General features: G+C 58.9%; 28 protein-coding genes. 17 read left to right on the forward strand and 11 right to left on the reverse strand.

The window, feature by feature from the left end; translation table 11 throughout:
- The first annotated feature begins 28 nt into the window (after positions 1-28).
- Together AC3ISI_RS06515 and AC3ISI_RS06520 are read left to right on the forward strand one after the other, a co-directional pair.
- A complete protein-coding gene (locus AC3ISI_RS06515; protein ID WP_489336015.1) occupies positions 29-748 on the forward strand; it encodes an NAD(P)H-dependent oxidoreductase in 720 nt (239 codons plus the stop codon).
- Positions 749-906: 158 nt separating this feature from the next.
- Positions 907-1,611, forward strand: a complete 705-nt coding sequence (locus tag AC3ISI_RS06520; RefSeq protein WP_489336017.1) for a hypothetical protein — start codon at positions 907-909, stop codon at positions 1,609-1,611.
- Positions 1,612-1,669: 58 nt separating this feature from the next.
- Here the strand turns inward: AC3ISI_RS06520 and AC3ISI_RS06525 are convergent, their stop codons facing one another.
- Positions 1,670-1,861, reverse strand: a complete 192-nt coding sequence (locus AC3ISI_RS06525) for a YegP family protein (RefSeq protein WP_477789235.1) — start codon at positions 1,859-1,861, stop codon at positions 1,670-1,672.
- A gap of 225 nt (positions 1,862-2,086) precedes the next feature.
- Here AC3ISI_RS06525 and AC3ISI_RS06530 point away from each other — a divergent pair, with 225 nt between their 5' ends.
- Together AC3ISI_RS06530 and AC3ISI_RS06535 are read left to right on the forward strand one after the other, a co-directional pair.
- The gene (locus AC3ISI_RS06530; RefSeq protein ID WP_489336019.1) at positions 2,087-3,013 is read left to right on the forward strand and encodes a LysR substrate-binding domain-containing protein; all 927 of its coding nucleotides are present in this window, start codon (positions 2,087-2,089) and stop codon (positions 3,011-3,013) included.
- 57 nt (positions 3,014-3,070) lie between these two features.
- Complete coding sequence (locus tag AC3ISI_RS06535; protein ID WP_489336020.1) at positions 3,071-3,436, forward strand: 5-carboxymethyl-2-hydroxymuconate Delta-isomerase; 366 nt, start codon at positions 3,071-3,073, stop codon at positions 3,434-3,436.
- Positions 3,437-3,439: 3 nt separating this feature from the next.
- On the opposite strand, the gene AC3ISI_RS06540 is transcribed toward AC3ISI_RS06535, so the two are convergent.
- Complete coding sequence (locus tag AC3ISI_RS06540; RefSeq protein ID WP_489336021.1) at positions 3,440-4,375, reverse strand: LysR family transcriptional regulator; 936 nt, start codon at positions 4,373-4,375, stop codon at positions 3,440-3,442.
- A gap of 109 nt (positions 4,376-4,484) precedes the next feature.
- Positions 4,485-5,669 carry a cyanate transporter gene (locus tag AC3ISI_RS06545; protein ID WP_489336022.1) on the reverse strand — a complete coding sequence of 395 codons (1,185 nt, stop codon included), beginning with the start codon at positions 5,667-5,669 and terminating at the stop codon, positions 4,485-4,487.
- Between the two features lie 412 nt (positions 5,670-6,081).
- Between AC3ISI_RS06545 and AC3ISI_RS06550 the strand changes: the two genes are divergently transcribed.
- The 6 genes from AC3ISI_RS06550 (at position 6,082) to AC3ISI_RS06575 (ending at position 12,607) form a co-directional block, all read left to right on the forward strand.
- Positions 6,082-7,464 carry a glutamine synthetase family protein gene (locus AC3ISI_RS06550; protein WP_489336024.1) on the forward strand — a complete coding sequence of 461 codons (1,383 nt, stop codon included), beginning with the start codon at positions 6,082-6,084 and terminating at the stop codon, positions 7,462-7,464.
- Positions 7,465-7,623: 159 nt separating this feature from the next.
- The gene (locus AC3ISI_RS06555) at positions 7,624-9,273 is read left to right on the forward strand and encodes a phosphoethanolamine transferase (RefSeq protein WP_489336025.1); all 1,650 of its coding nucleotides are present in this window, start codon (positions 7,624-7,626) and stop codon (positions 9,271-9,273) included.
- 71 nt (positions 9,274-9,344) lie between these two features.
- Entirely contained in the window at positions 9,345-10,007 is a 663-nt protein-coding gene (locus tag AC3ISI_RS06560) for a class I SAM-dependent methyltransferase (protein WP_489336026.1), read from the forward strand.
- Between the two features lie 123 nt (positions 10,008-10,130).
- Positions 10,131-11,264 (forward strand): ribonuclease D, encoded by a 1,134-nt coding sequence (rnd, locus tag AC3ISI_RS06565; protein ID WP_489336027.1) that lies wholly within the window; start codon positions 10,131-10,133, stop codon positions 11,262-11,264.
- The gene (locus AC3ISI_RS06570; protein ID WP_007898694.1) at positions 11,261-11,554 is read left to right on the forward strand and encodes a YcgL domain-containing protein; all 294 of its coding nucleotides are present in this window, start codon (positions 11,261-11,263) and stop codon (positions 11,552-11,554) included. The genes rnd and AC3ISI_RS06570 overlap by 4 nt, the downstream gene beginning before the upstream one ends.
- A gap of 120 nt (positions 11,555-11,674) precedes the next feature.
- A complete protein-coding gene (locus AC3ISI_RS06575; protein WP_489336028.1) occupies positions 11,675-12,607 on the forward strand; it encodes a D-2-hydroxyacid dehydrogenase in 933 nt (310 codons plus the stop codon).
- A gap of 141 nt (positions 12,608-12,748) precedes the next feature.
- Here the strand turns inward: AC3ISI_RS06575 and AC3ISI_RS06580 are convergent, their stop codons facing one another.
- Positions 12,749-13,342, reverse strand: coding sequence for a nitroreductase family protein (locus tag AC3ISI_RS06580; RefSeq protein WP_489336030.1), 594 nt, complete (start codon positions 13,340-13,342; stop codon positions 12,749-12,751).
- A gap of 166 nt (positions 13,343-13,508) precedes the next feature.
- On the opposite strand from AC3ISI_RS06580, the gene AC3ISI_RS06585 reads away from it, so the two are divergent.
- Both AC3ISI_RS06585 and AC3ISI_RS06590 read left to right on the forward strand, forming a co-directional pair.
- Positions 13,509-13,958: a YcgN family cysteine cluster protein gene (locus AC3ISI_RS06585; RefSeq protein WP_489336031.1), complete on the forward strand. Its 450-nt coding sequence runs from the start codon at positions 13,509-13,511 to the stop codon at positions 13,956-13,958.
- A 36-nt stretch (positions 13,959-13,994) separates the two neighbouring features.
- Entirely contained in the window at positions 13,995-15,224 is a 1,230-nt protein-coding gene (locus AC3ISI_RS06590) for a hypothetical protein (protein WP_489336033.1), read from the forward strand.
- A 45-nt stretch (positions 15,225-15,269) separates the two neighbouring features.
- Here the strand turns inward: AC3ISI_RS06590 and AC3ISI_RS06595 are convergent, their stop codons facing one another.
- The 4 genes from AC3ISI_RS06595 to AC3ISI_RS06610 form a co-directional block, all read right to left on the reverse strand.
- Positions 15,270-15,647, reverse strand: coding sequence for a YgaP family membrane protein (locus AC3ISI_RS06595; RefSeq protein WP_489336034.1), 378 nt, complete (start codon positions 15,645-15,647; stop codon positions 15,270-15,272).
- A 92-nt stretch (positions 15,648-15,739) separates the two neighbouring features.
- A complete protein-coding gene (locus AC3ISI_RS06600; RefSeq protein WP_008153126.1) occupies positions 15,740-16,210 on the reverse strand; it encodes an RNA methyltransferase in 471 nt (156 codons plus the stop codon).
- A 209-nt stretch (positions 16,211-16,419) separates the two neighbouring features.
- Entirely contained in the window at positions 16,420-16,791 is a 372-nt protein-coding gene (locus tag AC3ISI_RS06605; protein WP_007898702.1) for a YajD family HNH nuclease, read from the reverse strand.
- Positions 16,792-16,840: 49 nt separating this feature from the next.
- Complete coding sequence (locus AC3ISI_RS06610) at positions 16,841-17,527, reverse strand: spermidine synthase (RefSeq protein WP_489336037.1); 687 nt, start codon at positions 17,525-17,527, stop codon at positions 16,841-16,843.
- Positions 17,528-17,622: 95 nt separating this feature from the next.
- Here AC3ISI_RS06610 and AC3ISI_RS06615 point away from each other — a divergent pair, with 95 nt between their 5' ends.
- Entirely contained in the window at positions 17,623-17,913 is a 291-nt protein-coding gene (locus AC3ISI_RS06615; RefSeq protein WP_007944005.1) for a hypothetical protein, read from the forward strand.
- Here the strand turns inward: AC3ISI_RS06615 and AC3ISI_RS06620 are convergent.
- Together AC3ISI_RS06620 and AC3ISI_RS06625 are read right to left on the reverse strand one after the other, a co-directional pair.
- Positions 17,910-18,383, reverse strand: a complete 474-nt coding sequence (locus tag AC3ISI_RS06620) for a cyclic nucleotide-binding domain-containing protein (RefSeq protein ID WP_489336038.1) — start codon at positions 18,381-18,383, stop codon at positions 17,910-17,912. The genes AC3ISI_RS06615 and AC3ISI_RS06620 overlap by 4 nt on opposite strands.
- Positions 18,384-18,598: 215 nt before the next feature.
- On the reverse strand, positions 18,599-20,653 hold the full coding sequence (locus AC3ISI_RS06625; RefSeq protein ID WP_489336039.1) for a S9 family peptidase: 2,055 nt from the start codon (positions 20,651-20,653) through the stop codon (positions 18,599-18,601).
- A 188-nt stretch (positions 20,654-20,841) separates the two neighbouring features.
- Between AC3ISI_RS06625 and AC3ISI_RS06630 the strand changes: the two genes are divergently transcribed.
- The 3 genes from AC3ISI_RS06630 to AC3ISI_RS06640 are packed head-to-tail and all read left to right on the forward strand — an operon-like array spanning position 20,842 to position 22,705.
- Complete coding sequence (locus AC3ISI_RS06630) at positions 20,842-21,339, forward strand: MFS transporter (RefSeq protein ID WP_489336040.1); 498 nt, start codon at positions 20,842-20,844, stop codon at positions 21,337-21,339.
- 33 nt (positions 21,340-21,372) lie between these two features.
- On the forward strand, positions 21,373-22,149 hold the full coding sequence (locus tag AC3ISI_RS06635) for a class II glutamine amidotransferase (RefSeq protein ID WP_489336042.1): 777 nt from the start codon (positions 21,373-21,375) through the stop codon (positions 22,147-22,149).
- A gap of 13 nt (positions 22,150-22,162) precedes the next feature.
- Entirely contained in the window at positions 22,163-22,705 is a 543-nt protein-coding gene (locus tag AC3ISI_RS06640) for a DUF2937 family protein (RefSeq protein ID WP_489336043.1), read from the forward strand.
- A 66-nt stretch (positions 22,706-22,771) separates the two neighbouring features.
- Here AC3ISI_RS06640 and AC3ISI_RS06645 read toward each other — a convergent pair whose 3' ends face one another.
- Positions 22,772-23,686, reverse strand: a complete 915-nt coding sequence (locus AC3ISI_RS06645) for a LysR family transcriptional regulator (RefSeq protein WP_489336045.1) — start codon at positions 23,684-23,686, stop codon at positions 22,772-22,774.
- Positions 23,687-23,834: 148 nt separating this feature from the next.
- Between AC3ISI_RS06645 and AC3ISI_RS06650 the strand changes: the two genes are divergently transcribed.
- Positions 23,835-25,121, forward strand: coding sequence for an MFS transporter (locus tag AC3ISI_RS06650; protein ID WP_489336046.1), 1,287 nt, complete (start codon positions 23,835-23,837; stop codon positions 25,119-25,121).
- Positions 25,122-25,140: the final 19 nt, after the last annotated feature.

A 25,140-nucleotide genomic window follows, 5' to 3' on the forward strand; every position in this document is an offset into this window, starting at 1 on the left:
CCGACTTCAATCGTCTCAAGGAATTGTCATGAAAGTACTGATCATCCACGCTCATCCAGAGCCAAAATCCTTTACCGCCGCGTTGTGCGACCAGGCTGTCGCGACCCTGGAAGCCCAAGGGCATGAGGTTCAGGTCAGCGACTTGTACGCGATGAATTGGAACCCGGTGGCCAGCGCCGATGATTTCTCTTCGCGGGAGAACCCGGAATATCTGGTGTACGCGCTGGAACAACGTCTTGGGGTGAAGAGCCAGTCGTTGGCACCGGACATCCAGCAGGAGCTCGACAAATTGCTGTGGGCTGACCTGTTGATCCTCAATTTCCCGATTTTCTGGTTCTCCGCCCCGGCCATGCTCAAGGGCTGGATCGACCGGGTGCTGGTGTCCGGGATCTGCTACGGAGGCAAACGCTTTTACGATCAAGGCGGCTTGAGCGGCAAGAAGGCGCTCGTCACCGTCACCCTGGGTGGGCGCGAACACATGTTCGGTGACGGCGCGATTCACGGTCCGCTGGAAGACATGCTGCGGCCTATCCTGCGTGGCACGCTGGCGTATGTCGGCTTCGACGTGTTGCAACCATTCGTGGCCTGGCATGTGCCTTACATCAGCGACGAGGCACGTCAGGAGTTTCTGAAGAGCTATCAGCAACGGCTGAAACACATCAGCGATGACCAGCCGATGCAGTTTCCGCGTTTGGCTCAGTTTGATGAGGCGTTGTATCCGTTGTCCGGTTCGCGCGTGGTTGGCTGAATCGTATGGTCGCAGAGGGGGAGGGTTGAGGAATATCGCGAAATGCCTTCCCCCTCTATGTGAAAGCTCCCTTGGCTAAAAAACTGGCGGTTTTTGATAGTCGGATTGCCTGTGCATTTCTACGCTTCGCTCTTGTTAACCATTAATCTGGAATTCAGATGATCAGCGTAAGTTCATCCTTCGGTTCAGTTTCCGTTACACAACCTGCATTCTCGACTTCCACGGTGACCTCTCCGAAAGAAGTAAAAATCCTCGCGGCAGCTGAGCCTTCACGAACCCCACCTGACGACATTACTAAAAAATTTGATGCCTTAAGAGGCGAGCGATATGCCGTCGTACTGGCCGGTTTTTCTGGTTTGGGTTATGAACATCCAACAGCGGTTGGGCAAAAAATTACTGAGTTACTCAATGAGGCTATAAAAAATCATCCAGAAGGCGTGGCTCTGGTCATTGGCGGAACCAATGATGGGATAGGCATGGGTTACGCATTAGCAAAAAACGACCCTAATTTCTCGCAGGTACAGCTTATTGGCCTGGTTTCCGAGGTGGTAAAAGAACAGTGCCCCCACTCGTTGGCGAAGGAATGTGGCGAAAATATAATTTTCGTTCCTGACCCTAATAACACCTGGGAGGTCCTGAACCAGGAAGGCACTCATTCCTACACGGCTTATGCCGCTGAGAAACACGGCGAATTCAATATCCTGGGGGGTGGTGGTGTCGCGCAGAAGGAAGTTGAATGCGCCAAAAAACAGGGTGTAAGCCCCACGCTTTTCCAGTTCGCTCCAGACCCGGAACAACTTCAGAAAAAACTGGATCAGGGCAAAACTCGCGAAACGCTAATGCCGCTCGACGCTTTTTTTTAACCTGATCGGGCCGAAGCTGTTCCTGATCTCTGAACAGCTTCGGCATTGGCTATCAGATTTAGATTTCCTTCACCGGCGTTTCACTTTCAACACCTTTGATCAACCCAATGGCGTGCAGGCAATCGGCTTTGTTCACATACGACTCGCCGCTGGCGATGGTCTCGTGGTTCCCCGCCCTCAGGCGCCAACGCCATTGTCCTTTGCCAGTGCTCGGGGTGCCTTTGGATTGCCTGTAAATCTCGAAATACATACTGCTCGCTCCATGCGATGGGTAATTGCGACAACCTGTGTGACGCATCGGGGGCAAGCCTAGCGGAGCTGGTTTTTTTGGCCATCAGGCATTTGTTTCCAGGCATTTGAAAATATTTCCACCGACGCTGCGGGACGATGGGTCGCCAATTGATTTCCGCTGGACATAGACGCCTCCGTCGGGCCTTTCTACACTGCCTCAAGTGTCGGGGACCGGGGGCAAGGAATGAATCGCAATGAACTGCGCAAGGCGGACATCAACCTGATGGTGGTGTTCGAAACGTTGATGCTTGAGCGCAACGTGACGCGGGCGGCAGAGAAGCTGTTTCTCGGTCAACCGACCATCAGCTCCGCGCTCAACCGCCTGCGGACGATGTTCAACGATCCGCTGTTCATCCGCGTCGGCCACCGCATGGAGCCGACGGCCCGTGCCGAGGAGTTGATTCAATACCTGTCGCCGGCGCTGGATTCGTTGTCGGTGGCGTTGAGCCTGACCCACAGTTTCGACCCGGCCAGCAGCACCATGACCTTTCGTATCGGACTGTCGGATGACGTCGAGTTCGGCCTGCTCCCGCCGCTCTTGCGCGCCTTGCGCCAGGAAGCGCCGAAGGTGGTTTTTGTGGTTCAGCATGTCGATTACTGGCGTATTCCCGATTTGCTGGCGGCCGGCGACATCACGGTCGGCATCAGCCAGACCCGCGGCCTGCCGGCCAACGCCAAGCGCAAATTGTTGCGCCACATTCAGCCAAGCATCCTGCGCGCCGATGCGTCCGACACACCGCTGACGCTCGATGAATATTGCTCACGCCCTCATGTGCTGGTTTCCCACACCGCGAACGTTAGCGGTTACGCCGATGAGTGGCTGGCCGAGATTGGCCGGACACGCCAGGTGGTCCTGTCCGTGCCGCAATACAGCTCGTTGCCAGCGTTGCTCGCCGGCACCGATTTGATCGCCAGCCTCCCCGATTACACGGCCGAAGCCATGGCGGCATCCGGTTTGCTGTTCAAGGAACCGTTCCCGTTCAAGACCCCGACCCTCGACCTGTCGATGGTCTGGCTCAGCCATGTCGATACCGACCCCGCCGAACGCTGGTTGCGTTCGCGTCTGGAAGTGTTCATGAGTGAGCGCTCGCCATTGCCGGCGCCCCAGTGAGTAAGACGGTGCTGTGTTATACGTAGGATCTTTCTGCCCTCTATCTGGAGCCGCCACATGCCACACCTGCACATGGAATACACCGCCAATCTGCCCGAGTTGAACGCTGACGTGGCATTGATGCGACTCAATAATGCCTTGGTGGCTTCCGGTCAGTTTGCGGCGGAGTCCGACATCAAAAGCCGAGCGCTGAAGGTCGAGACCTTCAAGGTCGGTACTGCGTTGGGTGAACGAGCGTTTGTGCATGTGAAGCTGGCATTGTTGAGCGGTCGCTCACCGCAGATTAAACAGCAGTTGTCGGCGAGCCTGCTGGCCGTGGTTCAGGACCTGTGTGAATGGCCAACGGGTGTCGATGTGCAGCTGTGCGTGGAAATCCTCGATATTGATCGCGAGTCCTACGCCAAGACCGCCATCAACCTCTGAATTTCAGAGCAGTGCCTGCTCGGCGCAGACTTCGATTACCTGCTCGCGCAGCCAGGTGTTAGCACTGTCCTGATCGGCACTTTGACTCCACTGCATGTCCAGGGTGAAACCCGGCAGGCCGTTGGGGGCTTCGCAATGATTGAAGATCGCCTCGTTGGCCAACAATTGCTGGATGCGGCGGGGCAGGGTCAGGATGTAGTCGGTGCCGGTGATCATCTTCAATGCCGCGCTGTAGCTGTTGGCTCGCGCGACAATCTGCCGTTTGTGCGCCTGTTGCGCCAGCCAGCCGTCGACCATATTGGTGCTGGATGTCCATGGGGTTGGAAACACATGCCGGCGTTGCACAAAGGCTTGCAGGCTTAACCGCGGCTCCAGCGGCGTGGCGCGCTTGTCGAACACGCAGACCAGGTCGTCCTCCAGCAACAGCCGGGATTTGAAATCGGTGTGGCTGCGATGAAAATTCGGGCCAAAACAGATCACCAGGTCGAGACGGCCATCGCGCAATTCGTCCGCCGGGATGTCGGTTTCGAACTTGTGCATGTTGACCATCACCGGCAGGTCGGCGAAATCGAAGCGCTTGAGCAGACGCGGCAGAATCAGCTGCTCAAAGTACTCCGGCGCGCAGATATTGAACGTCACCGCTTGCAAGGTCGGGTCGAACGCTTGGGCGCTGGCGTGGCACAAGTTGATGCTTTCGAGGATTTTCAGCACATGCGCGTACATGGTGCTGGCTTTGTAGGTGGGGCGCATACCGGTGCGGGTATTGATGAACAACTCGTCTTCAAAACTGGTCCGCAGCTTTTTCAGGCAGTAACTCACCGTGGACTGGCTGACGCAGAGCGCCTCCGACACACCGGTGACGCTGCTTTGCTCGTACACGGCGACAAACACCATGAGGTCCTGCATGTCGAGCTTTCTAAGCAAGTTACTGTTCAGCATCCGTTCTGTCTCGCTGTGCTCCGTGCGCGATCAGTGCGCTAACGTGTGCGAAAGATCCTAACGGAACGATGGTGCCAGGAGAATGCCTTGTAAGAAGTTTCTGCGCCGATCAGTGGATGTGTTGGTGGTAATGCCGTGGGTTGAAGCGCAGGACCATCAGGATCATCAACCCCATGACCCCGGTCAGCGCCCACCAGGCCCATTCGAAACTGCCCAATTGGTCACGCATCATCCCGGCCATTAGCGGTGAGAGGCCGGCGATCAAGTACCCAATGCCTTGCACGAATGCCGTCAGGGCGCCGGCGCGTTGCGGGTCGTCGAGGTGATCCAGCGACACAATCAGGCTCATCGGGAACAGTCCGCCGATGCCGAGCCCCAGCAGGCACGGCCAGAGCAGGCTCAGCTGTTGCGGGCAGAGAATCAGCCCGCAGAAACCGGCCATGATCAACGCCAGCAACACCACCAGCACCAGACGCCGGTCACGGCTGCGATTGGCAATGGCGGGCGTCACCAGCCCCGACAACACTTCCATGGCCGTCAAAAAGCCCAGCAGCAACCCCGCGTGTTGCTCGCTCCAACCCTTTTCCACGTAGTACGGCGCGAGCCACGCCAGCACACAGGTGTAGGACGCGGTGCCCAGACCGAAGAAGATTGCGAGTAACCATGCACGGGAGTTGGCAAAGAAGCTGGGCTGGCGGGCTGATGGCGTCGGACGTGCCGCTGCCCCATCGCCCTGGCCAGACCACAGCAGCAGGGCCACGACGGCCAGCGCCGCCCAGATCGCCAGGCCGATACGCCAGCTGCTGCTTTGGTTCATGACCAGCGGCGCAAAGGAGGCCGCAATCGCCGCGCCACCCATGATCGACGTGACATAGAGCCCCATGCACATCGCAACGTTGTCACTGAGTCGGGCTTTAATCAGCGCCGGCATCAGGGCCTGGATCAGCGCAATACCGATGCCCGCCAGCACCGCGCTGAGGATCAGTTCAGCGGCTGAATCGAGCAACAGCCGCGACGCAGTGGCCACGCCAATGATCAACAGCGACAGCACTACGGTGCGCTGTTCGCCGAGGCGTTGGCTCACCCGCAAGCCGAAAAACATCGCCAAGCCCATGGCCATTACCGGCAGCATTGTCAGCAGCGAGGCCGTGCTGAAACTCAGCGCAATGTCCGCGCGGATCGACGAAAGCAAGGGCCCGACCGCCGCCATCGACGGACGCAGGTTCAGGGCGACGAGCATGATGCCCAACATCAGCCAAAGGGCAGGGCGGGTCGTGGCGCGAACGTTTTCCATCAAATAGGCCTTCCAAAACAAGGCCCCGATTAGGCGCGCCAGGGCTGGCGGCCGCAAATCAGATACTCCGCAGCACTATTTAAAAATTAAATACCTAAACCACAAGGGATTTAGGGTGTTAAGTGGATGATTGTTTAGTCCATCCGCAACCAAGGTTCTTCAAATCCCGATTTAAAGACCTGAGCGCCCGTGTGACGCTGCCGCTCATCTGTCCTCTACGGTTTTACCTATGGGCGATTGTCCCGTCGCACTTCCCTCCGAGTTGGCCTTCTGGGCGCTGTGGCACTGTCGTCACGCTCGCCCACCGGATTCCTGCATTTCCCGTTGATTGTTCTGACAGGTCCCGCGTCATGCGCTGGATCAAATCGGCGACGCCTGTGCGTTTGCCTGACGCGGAAAAAAGAGAATTGCCATGAGTTGTGCCACGACATCGTTTGCCTCCCCGCAAGAAGCCCAGACCTTTCTCGAACAGAACCCGGACATTGAAATGTTCGAGCTGTTCATCCTCGACAACAACGGCGTGCCCCGGGGCAAGTTGTTGCATCGCGATGAACTGCTGGCGGTGTACGACAGTGGCCGGCCGTTACCGAGCACCATTCTTGGCCTGACCATTAATGGCGACGACGTTGAAAACTCCGGACTGGTCTGGGACGTTGGCGATATTGACTGCCGCGCCTATCCGGTCAGCGGTAGTCTGACGCGCATGCCGTGGCGGTTGATTCCGACAGCGGCGGTGCAAGTCAGCATGCACCCGAAAGAAGGCATGCCGGCGACGATCGCCGATCCCCGACATTTGTTGGCGAAAGTGATCGAAAGCCTGCAGGCCGACGGTTATTACCCGGTGATGGCGGCAGAGCTGGAGTTTTATCTGCTGGATCAGCAGCGCGACAGCCACGGGCGGCCGCAACCGGCGCGAGATATCGATGGCGGGCGGCCGCGCACCACGCAAGTCTATGGCCTGCGTGAGCTGGAGCAGATCGAACCGTTTTTGGCCGATCTCTACAGCGCCTGCAAGCTGCAAGGCATTCCGGCGCGCACGGCGATTTCCGAATACGCGCCGGGACAAGTGGAAATCACCCTAGAACACCGCACCGATGCCCTGCAGGCGATGGACGAAGCCGTGCGTTACAAACGACTGGTCAAAGGCGTGGCCCACAAGCACGGAATGACCGCTTGCTTTATGGCCAAACCCTTCGACGACATGGCGGGCACCGGCATGCACATGCATGTCAGCCTGGCGGACAGAGAGGGCAACAACCTGTTTGCCAGCGAAGCCCCGGACGGCACGCCGTTGCTCAGGCAAGCGGTCGGCGGCATGCTCAGTACGTTGCTCGATTCGTTGCTGTTGTTCTGCCCGAACGCCAACTCCTACCGTCGATTCCAGACCAACAGCTACGCGCCTCTCGCCGCGACCTGGGGCGTGGACAACCGCACGGTGAGTTTGCGCGTGCCGGGTGGGCCGGCGTTCTCCCGGCACATCGAACACCGTATCTGCGGTGCTGATGCCAACCCGTACCTGGCGGCCGCGGCGATTCTGGCCGGTATTCATCGCGGTATCCGCGAGCAACTCGACCCGGGTGCGCCGGTGCAAGGCAATGGGTACGCCCAGGCCACGCAATTGCTACCAACCGATTGGCTGACCACATTGCGTGCGCTGGAGGGTTCGACCTGGGCGCGTGAGGCGTTCGGGCAACCTTTCCTTGGCGTTTACCTGGCGGTCAAGCGCGCCGAATACCGACAGTTCATGGGCGAGGTCGGTGAGCAGGATTGGCGCTGGTATCTGAATCAGGCCTGAACCCGGGACAAAACGTTGGTCGCAGATTTCATAAGCCAACTAATCGTTGGCTTCTTTTTCACAAAAAATTGATGGTTGGGTGCCTAACATCAGTAGTGTCGCGGTCAATGAAATTTTCACATTTGCCGTAGGCACTCTTTTTAGGAACAACCGACCACCATGTTGAAGATTAAAGCCGTGCGCCCGGAATGGGTGACACTGATTGCCAGCGCTTTTTTGTTAGCAGCTTTCAATTTTGTGCTGTGGCAGCACTTGTTTGAAATCACCGCGTCCGACGGTAAAGGCATCGTCCTGCGCGTGGCATTCGGGGCGATGATCCTGGCGGCTTTCAACATTGTGCTGACCTTTCTGGCCTTCAAGCGTGTGTTGAAGCCGGTCCTGACGCTGATCTTCATGATCAGCGCCAGCGTGGCCTACTTCATGAGTCAGTACGGTGTGCTGATTGACACCGGCATGTTGCGTAACTTTGCTCAAACCAATGCGACGGAAGTACGGGACTTACTCTCATTAAAGATGTTGGCTTATATCCTGTTCTTGGGTGTATTGCCGTCATGGTTGTTATGGAAAACACCGGTTAATTACCGCCGCTGGCACCATGAGTTATTAAGCAAGGTGTTGGTGAGCGTTGCCTCGGTTGTCGTCATTGGCGGTGTTGCCCTGATTAACTATCAGGGGTTGTCCTCATTGTTTCGCAATCACCACGAGTTGCGCCTGATGGTGGTACCGAGCAACTACATCGGTGCCTCGGCCGGCTATTTGCGTGAACAAGTGGTTTCTGCCCGTCAACCCTTTGTCAAAATTGGCGAGGACGCGCAGAAGAATCCGGTCTGGCAAGCTCATGACCGCAAATCCCTGACGGTATTGGTGGTTGGCGAGAGTGCCCGTGCCGAGAACTTCGGCATCCTGGGTTACGACCGCGACACCACCCCGAAGCTGAGTAAAGAAGCCGGCCTGATCGCGTTCACCGATGTGCATTCATGTGGCACGGAAACCGCCGTGTCCGTGCCGTGCATGTTCTCTAACATGGGCCGCAAGGACTACAACGCCAGCAAGGCAAAGAATGAAGAAGGCCTGCTGGACGTGCTTAAACGTGCCGGTCTGGACGTGATCTGGCGTGACAACCAGTCGGGCTGCAAAGGCACGTGCGACCGCGTCACCCTTGAAGACGTGAGCAACTTGAAAGACCCGATACTGTGCGCCAACAGCGAATGCCGCGATGAAATCCTGCTCAAAGGATTGCAGCACTTTATCGACACACTCGATAAAGACACCGTGCTGGTATTGCATCAAATGGGTAGCCATGGCCCTGAATACTTCAAGCGCTACCCGAAAGAATTCGAGCGGTTTACCCCGGTTTGTGAAAGTAACGCGCTAAACAACTGCAGTCGCGAAAGTATCGTTAATGGTTACGACAACACGCTGGTGTATACGGACCATGTGCTGTCGAGCCTGATCGATCTGTTGCGCAAGAACCAGGAAAAAGTGGACACCGCGATGCTGTACCTGTCCGACCACGGAGAGTCGCTGGGTGAATACAACTTGTTCCTGCATGGCACGCCTTACATGCTGGCGCCAGAACAACAGAAGCACGTAGCGATGCTGGCGTGGTTCTCCGATAGCTATCAGAAGTCGTTCTCGGTGGACACTCAGTGCCTGCAACAGACTCGCAACAAGCCATTGAGCCAGGACAACCTGTTCCATTCGATGCTGGGGCTGCTGGAAGTCAGCAGCAAGGTCTACAACCATGACCTGGATATGTTCGCCGGATGTCGCGGTGCGGTCATCGATGGCGTGTTGGCCAAAGATTGAATGCTTCGCCCTTTATTACACAACGGCCGCTAGCCCGCGGCGGGTAGAGTCACCACCAAGAGTCATTGCACATGTCTGCGCAACCCACATCCGCCATCGAGCTTGAGTTCGCCCGGCGCTACCATCAGGAGCACGCCCGCGTCTGTCAGCAGCCGCAACCGCGTAGCCTGATGGGGCGTCTGGCGTTCTGGCGCGAGGAAAACCTGGTGCGCAGTGCGCTCAAGGAGGCTGGCGAGCCGGGGTTGATTCTTGACGTGGCGTGCGGCGCCGGGCGCTTCTGGCCGGTGCTGGCCGAGCACGCCAACCGCGTGATCCTCGCGTCGGACCCGTCTCAGGACATGCTCAACCATGCACAGACTCACCATCCGCAGAGTCTGCTCAAGCGGATCAAGACCTTCCAGAGCTCAGCCTTCACCCTTGGTTTGTCCGCCAATGCCGTGGACTGCATCTTTTGCATGCAACTGTTTCAGCACATCACCTGCTCCGAACCTCGGTTGGCCATGCTTCGGGAGTTCCACCGGGTCAGCCGCGATACCGTGATTGTGGCAGTACGGGTCGACGGCTTTTTCAACCTGCGCCGATCAGAGGCGGAGGTCACTCACGCTCCGCCACCGGTCAGCAAGGCCGAGGTTGAAGCTGAATTCAGGCAGGCCGGTTTCAGCGTGCTGAGCCATCAGGATTTCCTGCCGGGCTGCACGTGGATGCGGGTCTATGTGCTGAGTAAGACCAGTTAGGCCCCGCTTGTCAGACAATTCTTGCTGTCAGGCAGGTCTTTTCGCTAAAGCTCCTGTTCAGTGGATGCGCGGAAATCGCCAGCGGCGATATATACTGCGCGCCATTCTTCAAGGGAGAGCCGTGTGGCCATCGATATTCACTGGATTCGCGACAACGATAGCCTCGGTCAGTTTTGCGCCGAGTGGCAGCAGCTGCCATTCGTTGCCCTCGACACCGAATTCATGCGGGTCGACACCTTTTACCCGATTGCCGGCCTGCTGCAGATCGGCGATGGCGTACGCGCTTACCTGATAGACCCGCTGACCATCGACAACTGGAAACCCTTGGCCGCGTTGCTGGAAAACCCGGCCGTAGTCAAAGTCGTCCATGCCTGCAGCGAAGACCTTGAGGTCCTGTTGCGCCTGACCGGCAGCCTGCCGGCGCCGCTGTTCGACACGCAACTGGCGGCGGCTTACCTGAACCTGGGTTTCTCCATGGGCTACTCTCGATTGGTGCAAGAGGTGCTCGGCATCGACCTGCCCAAAGGCGAAACCCGTTCCGACTGGCTGCAACGTCCGCTTTCCGACACGCAAATCAGCTACGCCGCTGAAGATGCTTTGCACCTGGCGGAAGTTTTCGTACAGCTTCGCCCGAAGCTTTCTGACGACAAGTACACCTGGGTCCTGGAGGACGGCGCCGAGCTGGTAGCCAACCTGCGCCGCGAGGTCGACCCGTACGAGGTCTACCGCGAAGCCAAACTGGCCTGGAAGCTGTCCCGCGCCCAACTCGCCGTATTGCGCGAGCTGTGCGCTTGGCGTGAGCGTGAAGCCCGTGCCCGCGATCTGCCGCGCAACCGCATCGTTCGTGAGCATTCCCTGTGGCCGCTGGCGCGGACTCAGCCGGACAACCTTGGCGCACTGGCGAAAATCGAAGACATGCACCCGCGCACCGTGCGTCAGGATGGCGAGTTTCTGCTGGATCTGATCAAGCGCGCTGGCAGTGTGTCGCCCGATCAATGGCCGCCCGCCGTGCCAGAGCCGCTGCCGGTGGATGCCGCCGTGCTGGTCAAACAGCTGCGCGCCATTGGTCAGGCCGAAGCCGAACGCTTGAACATTGCGCCGGAACTGATGCTGCGCAAGAAAACACTGGAAGCGCTGCTCAAGAGCGGCTTCCCCAATGGTCCTTACCAATTGCCTGATTCGCTACGTGGCTGGCGCCGCGAATTGATGGGCCAGGCGTTGCTCGATAGCCTGGCCACCGCCGGAGAACAGCCTTGAAACGTATTTGCTCGATCTACCGAAGCCTGAAGAAAAACGAGATGTACCTCTATGTGCTCAAAAGTGATGCACTAGAGCGCGTCCCGGAATCATTGATGGCCGCCTTCGGCAAACCGCACCACGCATTCGACCTGGTGCTGACCCCCGAGCGCAAGCTGTCGCGCGAGGACATTACCGTGGTCCTGGAAAACCTTGAAAAGCAGGGCTATCACCTGCAAATGCCGCCCGCCGAAGACGAGTACATCGAACATTTGCCGGAAGAATTGCTGCGCCGCAACGATCCGATGTGACCCGCAGACAGGCTCTATTCAGAGTCTGTGTGAAACACTGAATGATTTTTGGCGATGGCCGTGACGAGAGAGCGATGCTCCGTGCGCGGTCGTCTGCACGGTTTTTGAAAGGTTTGAAACATGCGCGTTCTGATTGCTGAACACGACCACCCGGTGTATGCACAATTGTTGCGTCAGGCGGCGCCTGAGCTGGAAGTGCTCACCAGTGGAGACTCCGCTGAACTGGCTCGTCTGGCAGCTGATTGCCCGGTCTGGCTGGGGCAGCCTGATCTGCTGGCCACCCTGTTGCGTCAGGGCCACGAGCCGCAATGGCTGCAATCGACCTGGGCGGGCATCACGCCACTGCTGGCCGACGGTTTGCCACGTCACTATCGTCTGACCCGTGCGGTCGGCATTTTCGGTCAGGTCATGGCCGAATACGTGCTGACCTACATGCTTGGCCACGAGCGCGAAGTATTGGCGCGGCTGGTCAGCCAGGTCGAACGCAAATGGGACAGCCGCCATGGCCAGAGCCTGGCGGGGCGCAAGGTATTGATCGTCGGCAGCGGTGACATCGGGCGGACAGTGGCGAAGTTCCTGGTGCCGTTTGGCGTCGAGTTGTACGGCATTGCCAGCGAAGCTCGCGAACAGGCACCGTTTGTTGAAGTCGGTACGCTGGCGGACTTGCCGCGCCTGGTCGGGGAAGTCGATTACGTAGTCAATCTGCTGCCCAACACCCCCAATACCCACGACCTGTACGACGCGGCACTGTTCAAGCAGTTCAAGCCGACCGGGTTGTTCATGAACGTCGGTCGCGGTGTCGCGGTGGTCGATGCGGATCTGGTGGAAGCGTTGAAGGAAGGGCATCTGGCGGGTGCGGTGATTGATGTCTGCCGTCAGGAGCCGCTGCCGCAACGTCATCCGTTCTGGACTGCCTGGGGCTTGCTGCTGACCGGCCACAGCTCGGCGCCGACGTCACCTTCGATGATGGTGAACCTGTTTGTCGAAAACCTGCGGGCGTATCTGGCGGGTGAGGCATTGCGCGGGGAAGTGGATTTCAGTCGCGGTTATTAAAACCGCCGCTCGCTTGAACATCGCACAAAAACCTGTGGGAGTGAGCCTGCTCGCGATGCGGCCGGCACATTCAACATCCATGTTGACTGTGACACCGCCATCGCGAGCAGGCTCACTCCTACATTTGTTTTGCGGTGTTGATTAGAGGATGAAGTCGCCCTCGGCGGCCAACTCGCTCAACGGGCGACGCGGGCTCGGCTCTTCACGCGCTTGCAGGTAGTCCGCCAGCGATGCCTTGTCGCCCAGTTTGCCCACCGCAATGGCCGCGTGCAGCGCATAACCTTCAGGAATGTTCAGCTCCTTGCGGGTCAGTTCCTGATCGAAGCCGGCCATGCCGTGGGTGTGCCAGCCGCTGATGCTCGCTTGCAACGCCAGGTGACCCCACGCCGAACCGGTATCGAAGGTGTGCCACAGGGCCGGGGTTTCTTCGGTCGCGCCCGGCACGGTGAAGGTGGTTTTCGAGATCACGATCACCAGCGCAGAGGCGTGTTGTGCCCACCCACGGTTGAACTCGTTGAGCAGGCCCAGGTAACGCTCCCAGTTTGGCGTGTCGCGACGTGCATAGAGAAACCGCCAAGGTTGCGAGTTATAGGCCGAGGGTGCCCAGCGCGCGGCTTCGAAGAAACTCAGCAGGGTTTCTTCCGGGATAGCCTCGCCGGTGAACGCGCGGGGTGACCAGCGATCGGTGAACTGCGGGTGGATGGCGTAGTCGGCGACGCGTGGATTAGCACTCATCAAGAGTTTCCTTGCTATGTTTGAAAGTGAGGGAGCGACGCGAAACCCTACTGGGCGGCGTAAAAACTGACAAGCCTGTTCTACCGGCAGTCGCCAATGCTTGGCCCATACGGGCCTTGGCACTAGACTGGCGGCCTTTTCACCACCTGATGTTGATGCTTGAGCCATGGCCGCCAAAGTCGAACCGTTCTGGATACGCAAAACCCTCGATCAACTGGATCAAGAGGAATGGGAGTCGCTGTGCGACGGCTGTGGCCTGTGCTGCCTGCAAAAGCTCGAAGATGAAGACGACAACAGCGTCTATTACACGCGTATCGCCTGCAAACTGCTCGACCTGAAAACCTGCCAGTGCACTGATTACCCCAATCGGCGTGACTTCGTCCCGGACTGCATCCAGCTCACGCCAGGCAAGGCCGACGAGTTCAAATGGTTGCCACCGACCTGCGGTTATCGCCTGGTCAGTGAAGGCAAGGACCTGCCGCTCTGGCACCATCTGGTGTGCGGTGACCGTGATGCGGTGCACCACGAGCGTATTTCACAATCCGGGCGCATGCTCGCCGAAGGCTGCGTGGCCGAAGATGATTGGGAAGACTACCTGATATTTCGCGCGGGTTAATCGCCGACGATTTTAGCTTTTCACGAAGGAGTGTGTATGGCTGTGGGATGGCGGCTGGCGTTGGGCGTTGGGCTACTGGCCCTGAGTTCGTCCGCGTGGGCGGTGAAGAAGGTCGATCTGGATTACCACGTGCGCCTGTTGCCACAAAGTGATCAAGCTGAGGTGCGCCTGACGCTGGCGCAGGGTTCAGCGGTACGCAGCCTGGATTTTGATCTGGGCGACGGCAGCCACTACAGCGACTTCAAGGCTGACGGCCAATGGCAACTCACACCGGGCAACGTGGCGCGTGGGGTCTGGCATCCTGCCGCTGACAAGGCCAGCCTGACCTACCGCGTGCGCATCAGCCACGGGCGCAAGAACGGCAGCTTCGATACGCGCATGACGCCCGGTTGGGCGCTGATGCGCGGTGACGAGCTAGTGCCGCCAGCCAGACTCGATCAGCAGGACGACGTCGAGCTGGTGTCGCGTCTTGAATTCGAGTTGCCCAGCGGTTGGAAAAGCGTCGAAACCGCTTGGCCGCGAATCGGCAAGAACAAATTCCGCATCGACAATGTATCCCGACTGTTCGACCGGCCCACCGGCTGGATGCTCGCGGGCCACCTCGGCAGTCGTCGCACGCGGCTGGGGGAAACCGAAGTCACCGTCGCGTCTCCCCAGGGTCAGGGCATGCGCCGCATGGACGTGCTGACCCTGTTGACCTTTGTCTGGCCACAAGTCCAGGCCGTGTTCCCGCGTCATCCGAGCAAACTGCTGATTGTCGGCGCCAACGACCCTATGTGGCGCGGCAGCCTGGCCGCACACGAATCGATCTACCTGAACACGCGTCTGCCGCTGGTCAGCGAAAGCGGCAGCAGTGCGCTGGTGCGTGAGTTGGTGCAGGTGTTCGGGCGGATCAACGATAAACAGCGCAGCGACTGGATTACTGAAGGTTTTGCCGAGTATTACGCCATCGAACTGGTGCGCCGCGCCGGCGGCATAAGCGATGAGCGTTATGAAAGTTTGCACGGCAAGTTAGTCAAGGACGGCCAAAAGGTCACGACCCTGCGTGGCGAACAGATCAACCCGGCGCAGGTGTCGAAAGCGGCGGTGTTGTTACAAGAGCTGGACCGCGAGATACGCTTGAAGACACGCAACAAGCGCTCGCTGGATGATGTTTTGCGCGGGGTGATGCATCTGGAAAGCGTCGATACCAAGGAGTTTGTTCAGCTGGCCGAGAGCGTCATTGGTGAGCCCTCCAAAGTCCTTGATACAGAGTTGCTTCAGTAACACCGCCATCGCGAGCAGGCCCTAAGCCTCACTACATCTTCCGGATCAAACCCCAGTCTTCGGCGACTCCAACGAATCATTCCCCGTCACGGTAGCCGTCTTGGTCGCCGCCTCGGCATTCGCCTTCAACGTGTTCAACTCTTCCCCGGCCCGTTCAATCTTCGCCCGCACATTGTCCATGTCCTGACGGCTTTTCTCGATCATACTTTTGACCGAACTGTGCCCGGTAATCCCGCGAGCCAGTGCCACACCGCCGATCGCCACTTGAATCAAGCCGAAAATACCGCCGCGACGCAGGCCCTTGCCCATCATCACGATGCCACCGGCCACGGAGCCGGCGCGTTCCCAGCCGTGAACGTTCTGTTCGGAAGGGGACTGGAACGGGGTGGATTCAATGCGCTGTACGCGTTTGAGTTCGCTCATGATCTTTCTCCTGGCAGGAATGGCTGCTTCAGTCGTGGATAGTTAAGCAGACTGCCGAGGCCGGCGGCTTGTTCCATCGGATGTACGTTGAATCAGCGAAATTTCGCCCCGGAACGGGTGTTGAGGCCTTTGGACATGCGGTCGTAGAGCACGACGTTGACGGTGGCCGCCAGGTTCATGCAACCGGTGGTCGGGATATAGACCACGTCTTCGCACCAGTCGCGAATCTCTTTATCCAGCGAGCCGTCTTCCGGGCCGAAGATGTAGAGCGCACGATCCGGATGAGTGTATTCCGGCAGGGAACGGGCGCCTTCGACCAGTTCCACGGCAACCGGAACGCAGCCCAGCGGCAGGATTTTTTTCAGGTCGTCGATACCGATCAGCGGGATGTCGTAGTGGACGCGCTTGGTGTCGGTGACGAAGTCGGCGGCGCGTTCATAACGCTTGCCGGTATAAAACACGGACGCCACGCCATAGCAGCCGGCGGCGCGCATGACCGAACCGACGTTTTCCGGTGATTTAGGGTTGTACAAACCAATGCAGCTGTACCGTTTGTCTGCCACGAGCGGGGTGCCTTCGGGGGAAAAGGCGCGATTATACGGGGGATTGGAGAATGGGGGCAGTTTGTAGATTGGTGGTCTCTGGACAATTGTTATCGCGAGCAGGCTCACTCCCACATTGGATCTTCAGTGCACATATTATTTGTGACCACTCAAGATCCCTGTGGGAGTGAGCCTGCTCGCGATGAGGCCGGTGGAAGCACTGAAGACCTTCAGTCTTCTTTTTTCATCAACCCCGCCAACGCCGCAAACGGGTTATGCGTCGCCTTGGCGATTTTCGGTGTACTCAGAGAGCCTTCGTCGAAGTATTGCTGATCGGTATACCGCGAGTGTTCATTGTCGTGGCAGTACAGGCACAACAGTTCCCAGTTAGAGCCATCCTGCGGGTTGTTGTCGTGGTTGTGGTCGCGGTGGTGTACGGTCAGCTCGCTCAGGCGCTTGCCGGAAAATTCACGGGCGCAGCGGCCGCACACGTGCGGGTACATCTTCAGGGCCTTGTCGCGGTAGCCCATTTCCTTGTCGCGCTGGTTGTCGGCGAGGATGCGGTCCAGCTTCGAAGTATTGGTCGGGGTGGACGAACTCATGGGTTCACCTTTGTAAAAAGACTAATGACGGTTATGACGTGAGTTTAGCTCAGCCCTTGAGCTTCTCGGCAATCCAGATGGTGTGGCGCGTGCCCTTGTTGCCGTGGGCGAAGACTTGGACTTCCTCGGCCTTGAAACCGGCCTTCTTCAATTTGTCGGAAAACTGCTTGTCGGCGCTGGCCGACCACACCGCCAGCACGCCCTTGGGCCGCAGGGCCTTGGCGCAGGCACTCAGGCCACCAGCGGAGTAGAGCCAGCTGTTGGCTTTCTGGGTCAAGCCTTCGGGACCGTTGTCGACGTCGAGCATGATCGCGTCGAACCCTTGCGGCTCGGCCTGCAACACGTTAGCCACGTCTTCCATGCGAATCACGGTGCGCGGGTCGAGCAACGGGTTGCCGGCTTTCTCGCCCAGCGGCCCACGGTTCCATTCCACCACGCCCGGCACCAGCTCGGCGACCACCACTTCTGCGGTCTTGCCCAAATGCTTGAGCGCCGAGGCGAGGGTAAAGCCCATGCCCAGGCCGCCGATCAGCACGCGCGAATTCGGCCGGCCCGCCACTTTGCGGCAGGGGATCTCGGCCAGCGCGTCTTCGGAGCCGTGCATGCGGGTGTTCATCAGTTGCCCGCCGTCGCCACCCTGGATCTTGATGACGAAATCCTCACCATATTCGAACAGGCACAGGGCACCGCCGTTTTCAGGAATGGGCGTGGTGTCGAGCAGGACGAAACGTTTCATGGGGCTCTCTTGAGAAAGTCTTGCATAAACTGGGAGGGCAAACGGACGCAGTTGGGAGTAGCCTGAAAGGGACAACAAGGCCAACGGAGCCATTGATGAAGCGCACTATTCTAACGGCCATTGCTCTGGCCGCGCTCTCGATTACTGCAGTGCAGGCGCAAACGCTGCAAACGATCCCCGTCAGCCCCGCTCCCATGCCCGGTTCGCCAGGCACCGCGACGCCGACGCCGTACCCGCAAATCACCGCGCCCTCTTTGCCAAAAACCGGCCCCGGCAGTAGCGGTCCGCCGTTGGTACCGATTGAAATGCCGAGCCCGCCGACCAAGGATCAGCCAGTGCCGGGGATCGAGCAAAACCCGACGAAAGTCAAATCGCCGGGCGGTTAAACCTGCTGCGAAAGCAGCTGCCCGTCGGCCATGCGCAAGCGTTTGGAGAGAGAGACAGCGAGGGCGCGGATGATCTTGGCGGCGATTTTCGGCGCGTCGTTGATCATCTTTTCCAGCGAGTCCTTGCCCAGGTTCAGCAACTGGCAGTTGCTCGCGGCCACGCAACTGGCTGAACGCCGTTCACCGTCCAGCACAGCCATCTCGCCGAACGAGCGACCGCTGCGCAACGTGGCCATGGTCACCAGTTGCCCGTCACCATTGGTTTTTTGCACCGCCACCTGGCCTGTGTGAATGATGCACATGAAACTGCCGGTATCACCCTCGTGGAAAATCTCCTCGCCTTGCGCCACGGTGCTAATGCTGAAATAGCCCGAGGCCGCCGCAAAATCGGCGGGCAGCAATTGATTGAACAGGCCACAGTCCATCAGCCAGTCGCGAATTTCGTTGTTCAGTAAGGTCGGTTCTGACATGTCGTCACGGTCTTTTTCTTGTGTCTGTTGCTGTTCAAGGCCCTGAGCTCACCGCTAATCCTTGTGGGAGCGAGCTTGCTCGCGATGAGGCCATCACTTTCAACATCAATGTTGAATGACGCACCGCTATCGCGAGCAAGCTCGCTCCCACAGGGGATGGAGTGAATGCCGGGCCTGGGGGCTGGTCTTAAGACCAGAACACCGCGCCAAGTTCCTCAGGCAATGCCCAAAACCTTGAACAAAAATGCGTATTCGAGCGCTACGTCACGTAATCCCTGATAACGACCGCTCATCCCGCCATGTCCGGCGCCCAATTCCGTTTTGAGCAACAGTAGATGGCTGTCGGTTTTGGTCGCGCGCAATTTCGCTACCCACTTGGCGGCTTCCCAGTACTGCACACGGCTGTCGTTGTAGCCGGCGATTACCAGTGTCGCCGGATAGGCTTGCGCGGTGACGTTTTCGTACGGGGCGTAGGCCTTGATTCGATCAAAAACGTCCGGCTCTTCAGGATTGCCCCATTCGTCGTATTCCGTGACGGTCAGCGGCAGGTCTGGGTCGAGCATCGTGTTGAGCACGTCGACGAATGGCACTTCGGCAATCGCCGCGCCGAACAATTCCGGCCGTTGATTGAGCACCGCGCCAATCAGCAAACCACCGGCACTGCCGCCGCTGATCGCCAGTTGTGGGGCGGTGGTGAAGCCATTGGCAATTAAATGTTCAGCGCAGGCAATAAAGTCGCTGAAGGTGTTGTGCTTGTGCTCCTGCTTGCCGGCGCGATACCAGGCTTCGCCCAATTCACCGCCACCACGCACGTGTGCGATGGCGAAGGCCATGCCGCGATCCAGCAGGCTCAGGCGGGCGTGGGAGAACCACGGGTCGAGGCTTTCGCCATAAGCGCCATAACCGTAAAGGTACAGGGGCACGGGTTGGCCCAGATGTGCGCGTTTGACCACCAGGCTGATCGGCACCTGTGTACCGTCCGGTGCGGTTGCCCACAGGCGCTGGCTGACGTAGGCATCGGCATCAAACGGGCCGAGCACTGGGGTTTCCTTGAGCACTTTCTGCTCGCCGCTATTCAGCTCAAGTTGGCGAATTTGCGCTGGGCGGTTCAACGCCTCGTAGCGCAGGCGGATCCGGTCGCTGACGAACTCCAGGCTGTTCTGGACGTGCAGGCTGTACGCTGCATCCGGCAATTGCACCCGATAAGGCGTCAGGCCTTGCGGGTGGACTTCGATAATCGGCAAGCCGCCTTCGCGCAGGCTCAGGGTCATGGCGCCGGTGTTCAGGCTCATACCCTCGATCATCACGGTGTCGCTGTGGGGGATCAGGTTTTGCCAGCTGGCTTCGATGGGCGCCACGCCGGTGTCGACGGCGCTGTACAGGGCAAAGTTGATGCCGTCGCGGTTGGTGCGAATGAACCAGGTCCATTCTCCGTCGAGGGCACCGTGGTCGACGTCGTATTCATGGTCTTCAACCCGTGGCGCCAGGCAAGTGAAAGCCTGGTGCGGCAAGGAGGCGTCAAGCACCCAGACTTCACTGGTGGTCTTGCTGCCAAGGGACAGCAGCAGTTGCAGTTCGGAGCTTGAACGGTAGCAGTGCAGGAAGAAGCGTCCGTCCGGTTCATGGAACACTTCTTCGGCGGCAGTGCCGTCCAGCCGATAACGGAACAGTTTGTGCGGGCGATGGGTCTCGTCCAGTTCGCCGAAAAACAGCGTCAAGCTGTCATTGGCCCAGGTCATGCTGCCGTCACAGTCTTGAAACTCCAGTTCGCTGACGCGACCGTCGGACAATTCCTTCACGAACAGCGTGTATATCTCGTCGCCGCTGGCGTCGATGCTGTAGGCCAGGCGCTGGTGATCGGGGCTGATGCTGAACGCCCCCAGGGAAAAGAAGCCGCCGTTGGCCAACTCGTTCGGGTCCAGTAGCAGCTGTTCCTGGCTTTCGTCGAGTTGCAGACTGTCATCGGCCGGGCGTGGGCAGCGGTAGTGCCGGGCGTATTCGTCACCGGCGGTGGTCCGCGTGTAATACAGGTACGGGCCCCAAGGGGAGGGTAGCGACAAGTCGGTTTCGAGAATCCGGCCCTTGATCTCTTCGTACAGGGTTTCGCGCAGGCCGGCCTGGTCGGCAGTTTGCGCCTCTTGATAGCTGTTTTCAGCCTTGAGGTAGTCGAGCACCGCGTCCGTGTCGCGCTCCTGTAGCCAGGCATACGGATCAGAGCCTTCGGCCTTGTGGGCAATGGGTGCGTCGGAAACGTTGGCGGATAAGGGCATGAAAGACTCTCGAACGTTGTACGAATTTGGGGGGCGCACCTTTGGGAGCAAGCCTGCTCGCGAAGAGGCCATTACATTCAACATCAATGTTGGCGGATCTACCGCTATCGCGAGCAGGCTCACTCCCACAAGGACAAGCCTGATGTGCGAAAAGTCGTTACTATAAGCGCCTCTTTGCCTGCCTTGCCATGGACACCATGACCGAGAACGACTATCTGATCGCTTGGGGCTTCTACGCCTTTGCCGCTTTGGGCTGCCTGTTGGTGTGGATGCGCTTGACCCGCTGGATGTGGCGCTGGCTGCGCGAGCCGCTGCGGCTGCTGGTGGCCGTGTTGCTGTTCAGCCCGACGATCATCGATCCGGTGAAGGATAAAGTCGCGCCGGCCATCGCCATCACGGCGCTCGACTTGTTGTTCAAGGTCGGCAACAACGCGTGGCGGGCGATTTCCGATTTGCTCATGTACGGCATGATCGCCTTTGGTCTTTATCTGGTCATGGTAGCAATCCGCTTCCCCATCGAGCGTGCCTCCAACGCTCGCAAGGAACAGGCAGCTGCCGCCAAGGCTGCGGCCAAGGCCGAAGACCCGGATGACGAACATCCCTTCGGCGGTGCCGGCGATGATCGTTACGGCCGCCCGCCAGTTCCGAGCAATCCTCAGCGATTGCGAGTCGAGCCGCGTTTGTAACCTTGCCCCTGCCTTTTCATCGAGAGTCCGAACATGTGTGAGTTATTGGGCATGAGCGCCAATGTGCCGACCGACATCGTGTTCAGCTTCACCGGGCTGATGCAGCGCGGCGGCCGTACCGGCCCGCACCGTGATGGCTGGGGGATCGCGTTCTATGAAGGTCGCGGTCTTCGATTGTTTCAGGACCCGGCCGCCAGCAGCGAGTCTGAAGTTGCGAATCTGGTGCAGCGCTATCCGATCAAAAGTGAAGTGGTCATCGGGCACATCCGCCAGGCCAATGTCGGCAAGGTTTGCCTGTCCAATACGCATCCGTTCGTGCGCGAACTGTGGGGGCGCAACTGGTGTTTCGCCCACAACGGCCAACTCGCTGACTTTCAACCGACCGCCAGCTTCTACCGCCCCGTAGGTGACACCGACAGCGAGGCGGCGTTCTGTGATCTGCTCAACCGCGTGCGCGCGGCGTTTCCGGAACCGGTCGAGGTGGAAAAATTGCTGCCCGACCTGGTGGCGGCCTGCGCCGAATACCGTAGCAAAGGCGTGTTCAACTGCCTGCTCAGCGACGGCGATTGGCTGTTCTGCTATTGCTCGAGCAAATTGGCCCAGATTACCCGTCGGGCGCCTTTCGGCCCTGCGCGCTTGAAGGATGTCGATGTGATCGTCGACTTCCAGGCTGAAACCACGCCCAACGACGTGGTGACAGTGATTGCCACCGAACCCCTGACCGAAAACGAAACCTGGACCCGCTACGAACCGGGCCAATGGAGCCTCTGGCGACGCGGCGAATGCGTCAGTCTAGGCAAGACCGAATAAGGATCTCCCCTCGATGTTGCTCAGTTATCTACGGCTGGTGTTATTTGCGGCGGGCCTGTTGATCGGTGTCCAGGTGCCGGGGTTTATCAGTGATTACGCCAAGCGGGTCGAGGCGCACCTGATCGAGGCGCAGACCGGGTTGAGCGGTTTCCAGGGAACAGCCAATGAGTTCTTCAAGGGCGACATGCAGGCGCTGGTCGCCCATTACCGCGCCAGTGACGACCCGATCTTTCGCAGCGATGCCGACAGCCTGAGCAACCTGCTGACCCGTCAGCTGGCGTTGGACAAGCAATTCCAGGCCATGCAAGGCCCTTGGTACATCCGCTTCCTGCAAGTGGTGCTGGCCGCCGACCCGGACATCCGCAAGGAAACCTGGAATGGCTACAGCTACCAGATCCTGCTGACGCCGCAAGCGATGATCTGGGGCATGAGCGGCGCGTTGTTTTTGTCGTTCGGCATTGAATGCCTGTTCCGGTTGATCGACTGGGTGGTGCTGGGCGGCAAACGCCTGCGCCAGAGCCGGCCGATTGAAGACCGGGATGTGCGCGGGCTCTGACTGATCAGTTCTCCTGTGGCGAGGGGAGCTTTGGTAATGAGGGGTTCCCTCGCCACAGGGGTTTTACTAGCGTGCAAGAACGATGTAATCCTCGCCCATCTCCTGCGCATACCGTTCCAGCACCTGCTGACACAACGCCACAATCTCCTCGACCCACTCAACGCCCGTGCGCCACGACACCACCACCTGCAAATTAGGTGGTCGTTGATCAATGGCCAGCAACGTCAATTCCCCCCGCGCCAGTTCCGCCGCCACCAGCACCGGCGGCAGCGCGCCAATGCCAAAACCATCGCGCAACAACCGGGTGATCGCCGACACCGAATTCACGCAGTTCAGGCGTGGCGTCATCACGCCATTGGTCTGCATCAGGGCGAGCACCTCTTGATGCGGATGGGAGTTTTTCGAATAGGTAATGATCCGCTCGCGCGCCAGATCGGCTATGCCCGAATAGTCGCGGTTATAGAGGGAATTGCTCGCCGCGATCCAGCCCATGGGGTGGCTGGCCAGCTCCAGGCTGCGCACGCTTTCCTGACGCATCAAGTCGGTTTGCAGAATCAGATCGAGAAAGCCTTTTTGCAGCTGATCGCAGAGGTTGAGCGAGGTATCGGCCACCAGTTCGATTTCCACCAACGGATAGAGATCCGTCATCTGCGCCACCAGCGGACTCAGCCAGGTGTGGATGACTGTGTCCATGACGCCGATCCGCACCCGCCCGATCTTGCTTGAACGGGTCTCGATCGACTGTTTGAGCGCCTGCATGGTGTCCAGCATCTGCTCGGCATAGTCGAGCACTTTCAGGCCTTCGGGCGTCAGGCTGACGCCCCGTGAATCGCGCAAAAACAGCTTCACCCCCAGCTCACTTTCGAGCACGGCGATGCGGCTGGAAATCGAGGCCTGGGTGGTGAAGAGCTTGTCGGCGGTCAGGCGAAAACTCTTGAGTCGGGCGACCCAGACAAAGGTCTCGAGAAACTTCAGATTCATGGGATCAACTTTTTCTTATGCCTAAGCCCGGTTTTTATTAGTTGGACGCAACAGGGCCGGGAACCCAAAAATCGGCACATCCGGTTCCCACGATAGGCGTCGTCGGGGCTCAGAACAATACCAATAAAAACTAGCGCGGAGATTTGCCATGAGTGCGCCCGACACGCTCGATATCCCCAAAATCACGGCCCGTCCGGGACCTTTTGACTGGTACCGCAACATCAATCAGCAGGAACGCCGCACCTTCTGGAGCTGCAAGATCGGCTATGGCCTGGACGGCATGGACACCCAGATGCTCAGCTTCGTGGTACCGACACTGATTGCGATGTGGGGCATTACCACCGGCGAAGCCGGGCTGATTCACACGAGCACCCTGATCGCCTCGGCCATTGGCGGTTGGGTGGCCGGGATACTTTCGGACCGCATCGGTCGTGTGCGCACCCTGCAACTGACGGTGCTGTGGTTCGCCTTCTTCACCTTCCTCTGCGGCTTTGCGCAAAACTACGAGCAACTGCTGATCAGCCGCACCCTGATGGGTTTCGGTTTCGGCGGCGAATGGACCGCCGGTGCGGTGCTGATGGGCGAAGTGATTCGTGCCAAGGACCGTGGCAAAGCGGTGGGCATGGTGCAATCGGGCTGGGCGCTGGGGTGGGGGCTGACGGCGATTCTGTATGCGCTGCTGTTTTCGTTGTTGCCGCCAGAAGATGCCTGGCGTGCGTTGTTCATTCTCGGCATCGTGCCGGCGATTTTTGTGATCTTCGTTCGTCGTCTGGTCAAGGACCCGGAAATCTATCGCGAAGCCAAGGCCAAACAGGAACCGAGCAACCCGGCGAAGTTTTACGAGATTTTTGCCCCCGGTATCCTCTTCACCACGATTCGCGCTTCGGTGCTGACCACCGGCGCCCTGGGCGGTTACTACGCGATCACGTCCTGGCTACCGACATTTCTGAAGAACGAGCGGGGCTTGAGCGTACTCGGCACGGGCGGTTATCTGGCGATGGTGATCGTCGGTTCTTACGTCGGATACGTCATCAGCGCCTATTTGACTGACATTCTCGGGCGCAAGAAGAACTTCATCCTGTTCGCCGTTGGCTCGTTCACCATCGTGTTGCTCTACACCCAATTGCCGGTCAGCAATGGCGTGATGCTGTGGCTGGGCTTCCCGCTGGGCTTCTTCGCTTCGGGGATTTTCAGCGGTATGGGCGCGTTCTTGACTGAGTTGTTTCCGACACGGATTCGCGGTTCGGGCCAGGGTTTTTGCTACAACATCGGTCGGGCGCTGGCGGCATTGTTTCCGCTGTTGATCGGTTTGCTTAGCCAGAAGGTGCCATTGAGCGTAGGCATCGGGGCGTTTGCGGCAGTGTCCTACGGGGTGGTGATCCTCGCGGCGCTGAGCCTGCCGGAAACCCGTGGCAAACAACTGGATGCGCAGTAATCTGCCTGCCTCTAAAAAG

Source organism: Pseudomonas sp. GL_139_B, assembly GCF_057834475.1.

Bases quoted from the DNA above. Each gene is read 5' to 3' on its own strand.
- AC3ISI_RS06515 (WP_489336015.1), top strand. From the start codon at position 29: ATGAAAGTACTGATCATCCACGCTCATCCAGAGCCAAAATCCTTTACC.
- AC3ISI_RS06630 (WP_489336040.1), top strand. From the start codon at position 20,842: ATGGACACCATGACCGAGAACGACTATCTGATCGCTTGGGGCTTCTAC.
- AC3ISI_RS06635 (WP_489336042.1), top strand. From the start codon at position 21,373: ATGTGTGAGTTATTGGGCATGAGCGCCAATGTGCCGACCGACATCGTG.
- AC3ISI_RS06650 (WP_489336046.1), top strand. From the start codon at position 23,835: ATGAGTGCGCCCGACACGCTCGATATCCCCAAAATCACGGCCCGTCCG.
- AC3ISI_RS06640 (WP_489336043.1), top strand. From the start codon at position 22,163: ATGTTGCTCAGTTATCTACGGCTGGTGTTATTTGCGGCGGGCCTGTTG.
- AC3ISI_RS06605 (WP_007898702.1), bottom strand. From the start codon at position 16,791: ATGAGTTCGTCCACCCCGACCAATACTTCGAAGCTGGACCGCATCCTC.
- AC3ISI_RS06520 (WP_489336017.1), top strand. From the start codon at position 907: ATGATCAGCGTAAGTTCATCCTTCGGTTCAGTTTCCGTTACACAACCT.
- AC3ISI_RS06575 (WP_489336028.1), top strand. From the start codon at position 11,675: ATGCGCGTTCTGATTGCTGAACACGACCACCCGGTGTATGCACAATTG.
- AC3ISI_RS06580 (WP_489336030.1), bottom strand. From the start codon at position 13,342: ATGAGTGCTAATCCACGCGTCGCCGACTACGCCATCCACCCGCAGTTC.
- AC3ISI_RS06585 (WP_489336031.1), top strand. From the start codon at position 13,509: ATGGCCGCCAAAGTCGAACCGTTCTGGATACGCAAAACCCTCGATCAA.
- AC3ISI_RS06595 (WP_489336034.1), bottom strand. From the start codon at position 15,647: ATGAGCGAACTCAAACGCGTACAGCGCATTGAATCCACCCCGTTCCAG.
- AC3ISI_RS06560 (WP_489336026.1), top strand. From the start codon at position 9,345: ATGTCTGCGCAACCCACATCCGCCATCGAGCTTGAGTTCGCCCGGCGC.
- AC3ISI_RS06530 (WP_489336019.1), top strand. From the start codon at position 2,087: ATGAATCGCAATGAACTGCGCAAGGCGGACATCAACCTGATGGTGGTG.
- AC3ISI_RS06555 (WP_489336025.1), top strand. From the start codon at position 7,624: ATGTTGAAGATTAAAGCCGTGCGCCCGGAATGGGTGACACTGATTGCC.
- AC3ISI_RS06610 (WP_489336037.1), bottom strand. From the start codon at position 17,527: ATGAAACGTTTCGTCCTGCTCGACACCACGCCCATTCCTGAAAACGGC.
- AC3ISI_RS06550 (WP_489336024.1), top strand. From the start codon at position 6,082: ATGAGTTGTGCCACGACATCGTTTGCCTCCCCGCAAGAAGCCCAGACC.
- AC3ISI_RS06525 (WP_477789235.1), bottom strand. From the start codon at position 1,861: ATGTATTTCGAGATTTACAGGCAATCCAAAGGCACCCCGAGCACTGGC.
- AC3ISI_RS06615 (WP_007944005.1), top strand. From the start codon at position 17,623: ATGAAGCGCACTATTCTAACGGCCATTGCTCTGGCCGCGCTCTCGATT.
- AC3ISI_RS06535 (WP_489336020.1), top strand. From the start codon at position 3,071: ATGCCACACCTGCACATGGAATACACCGCCAATCTGCCCGAGTTGAAC.
- AC3ISI_RS06590 (WP_489336033.1), top strand. From the start codon at position 13,995: ATGGCTGTGGGATGGCGGCTGGCGTTGGGCGTTGGGCTACTGGCCCTG.
- AC3ISI_RS06620 (WP_489336038.1), bottom strand. From the start codon at position 18,383: ATGTCAGAACCGACCTTACTGAACAACGAAATTCGCGACTGGCTGATG.
- AC3ISI_RS06540 (WP_489336021.1), bottom strand. From the start codon at position 4,375: ATGCTGAACAGTAACTTGCTTAGAAAGCTCGACATGCAGGACCTCATG.
- AC3ISI_RS06545 (WP_489336022.1), bottom strand. From the start codon at position 5,669: ATGGAAAACGTTCGCGCCACGACCCGCCCTGCCCTTTGGCTGATGTTG.
- AC3ISI_RS06645 (WP_489336045.1), bottom strand. From the start codon at position 23,686: ATGAATCTGAAGTTTCTCGAGACCTTTGTCTGGGTCGCCCGACTCAAG.
- AC3ISI_RS06625 (WP_489336039.1), bottom strand. From the start codon at position 20,653: ATGCCCTTATCCGCCAACGTTTCCGACGCACCCATTGCCCACAAGGCC.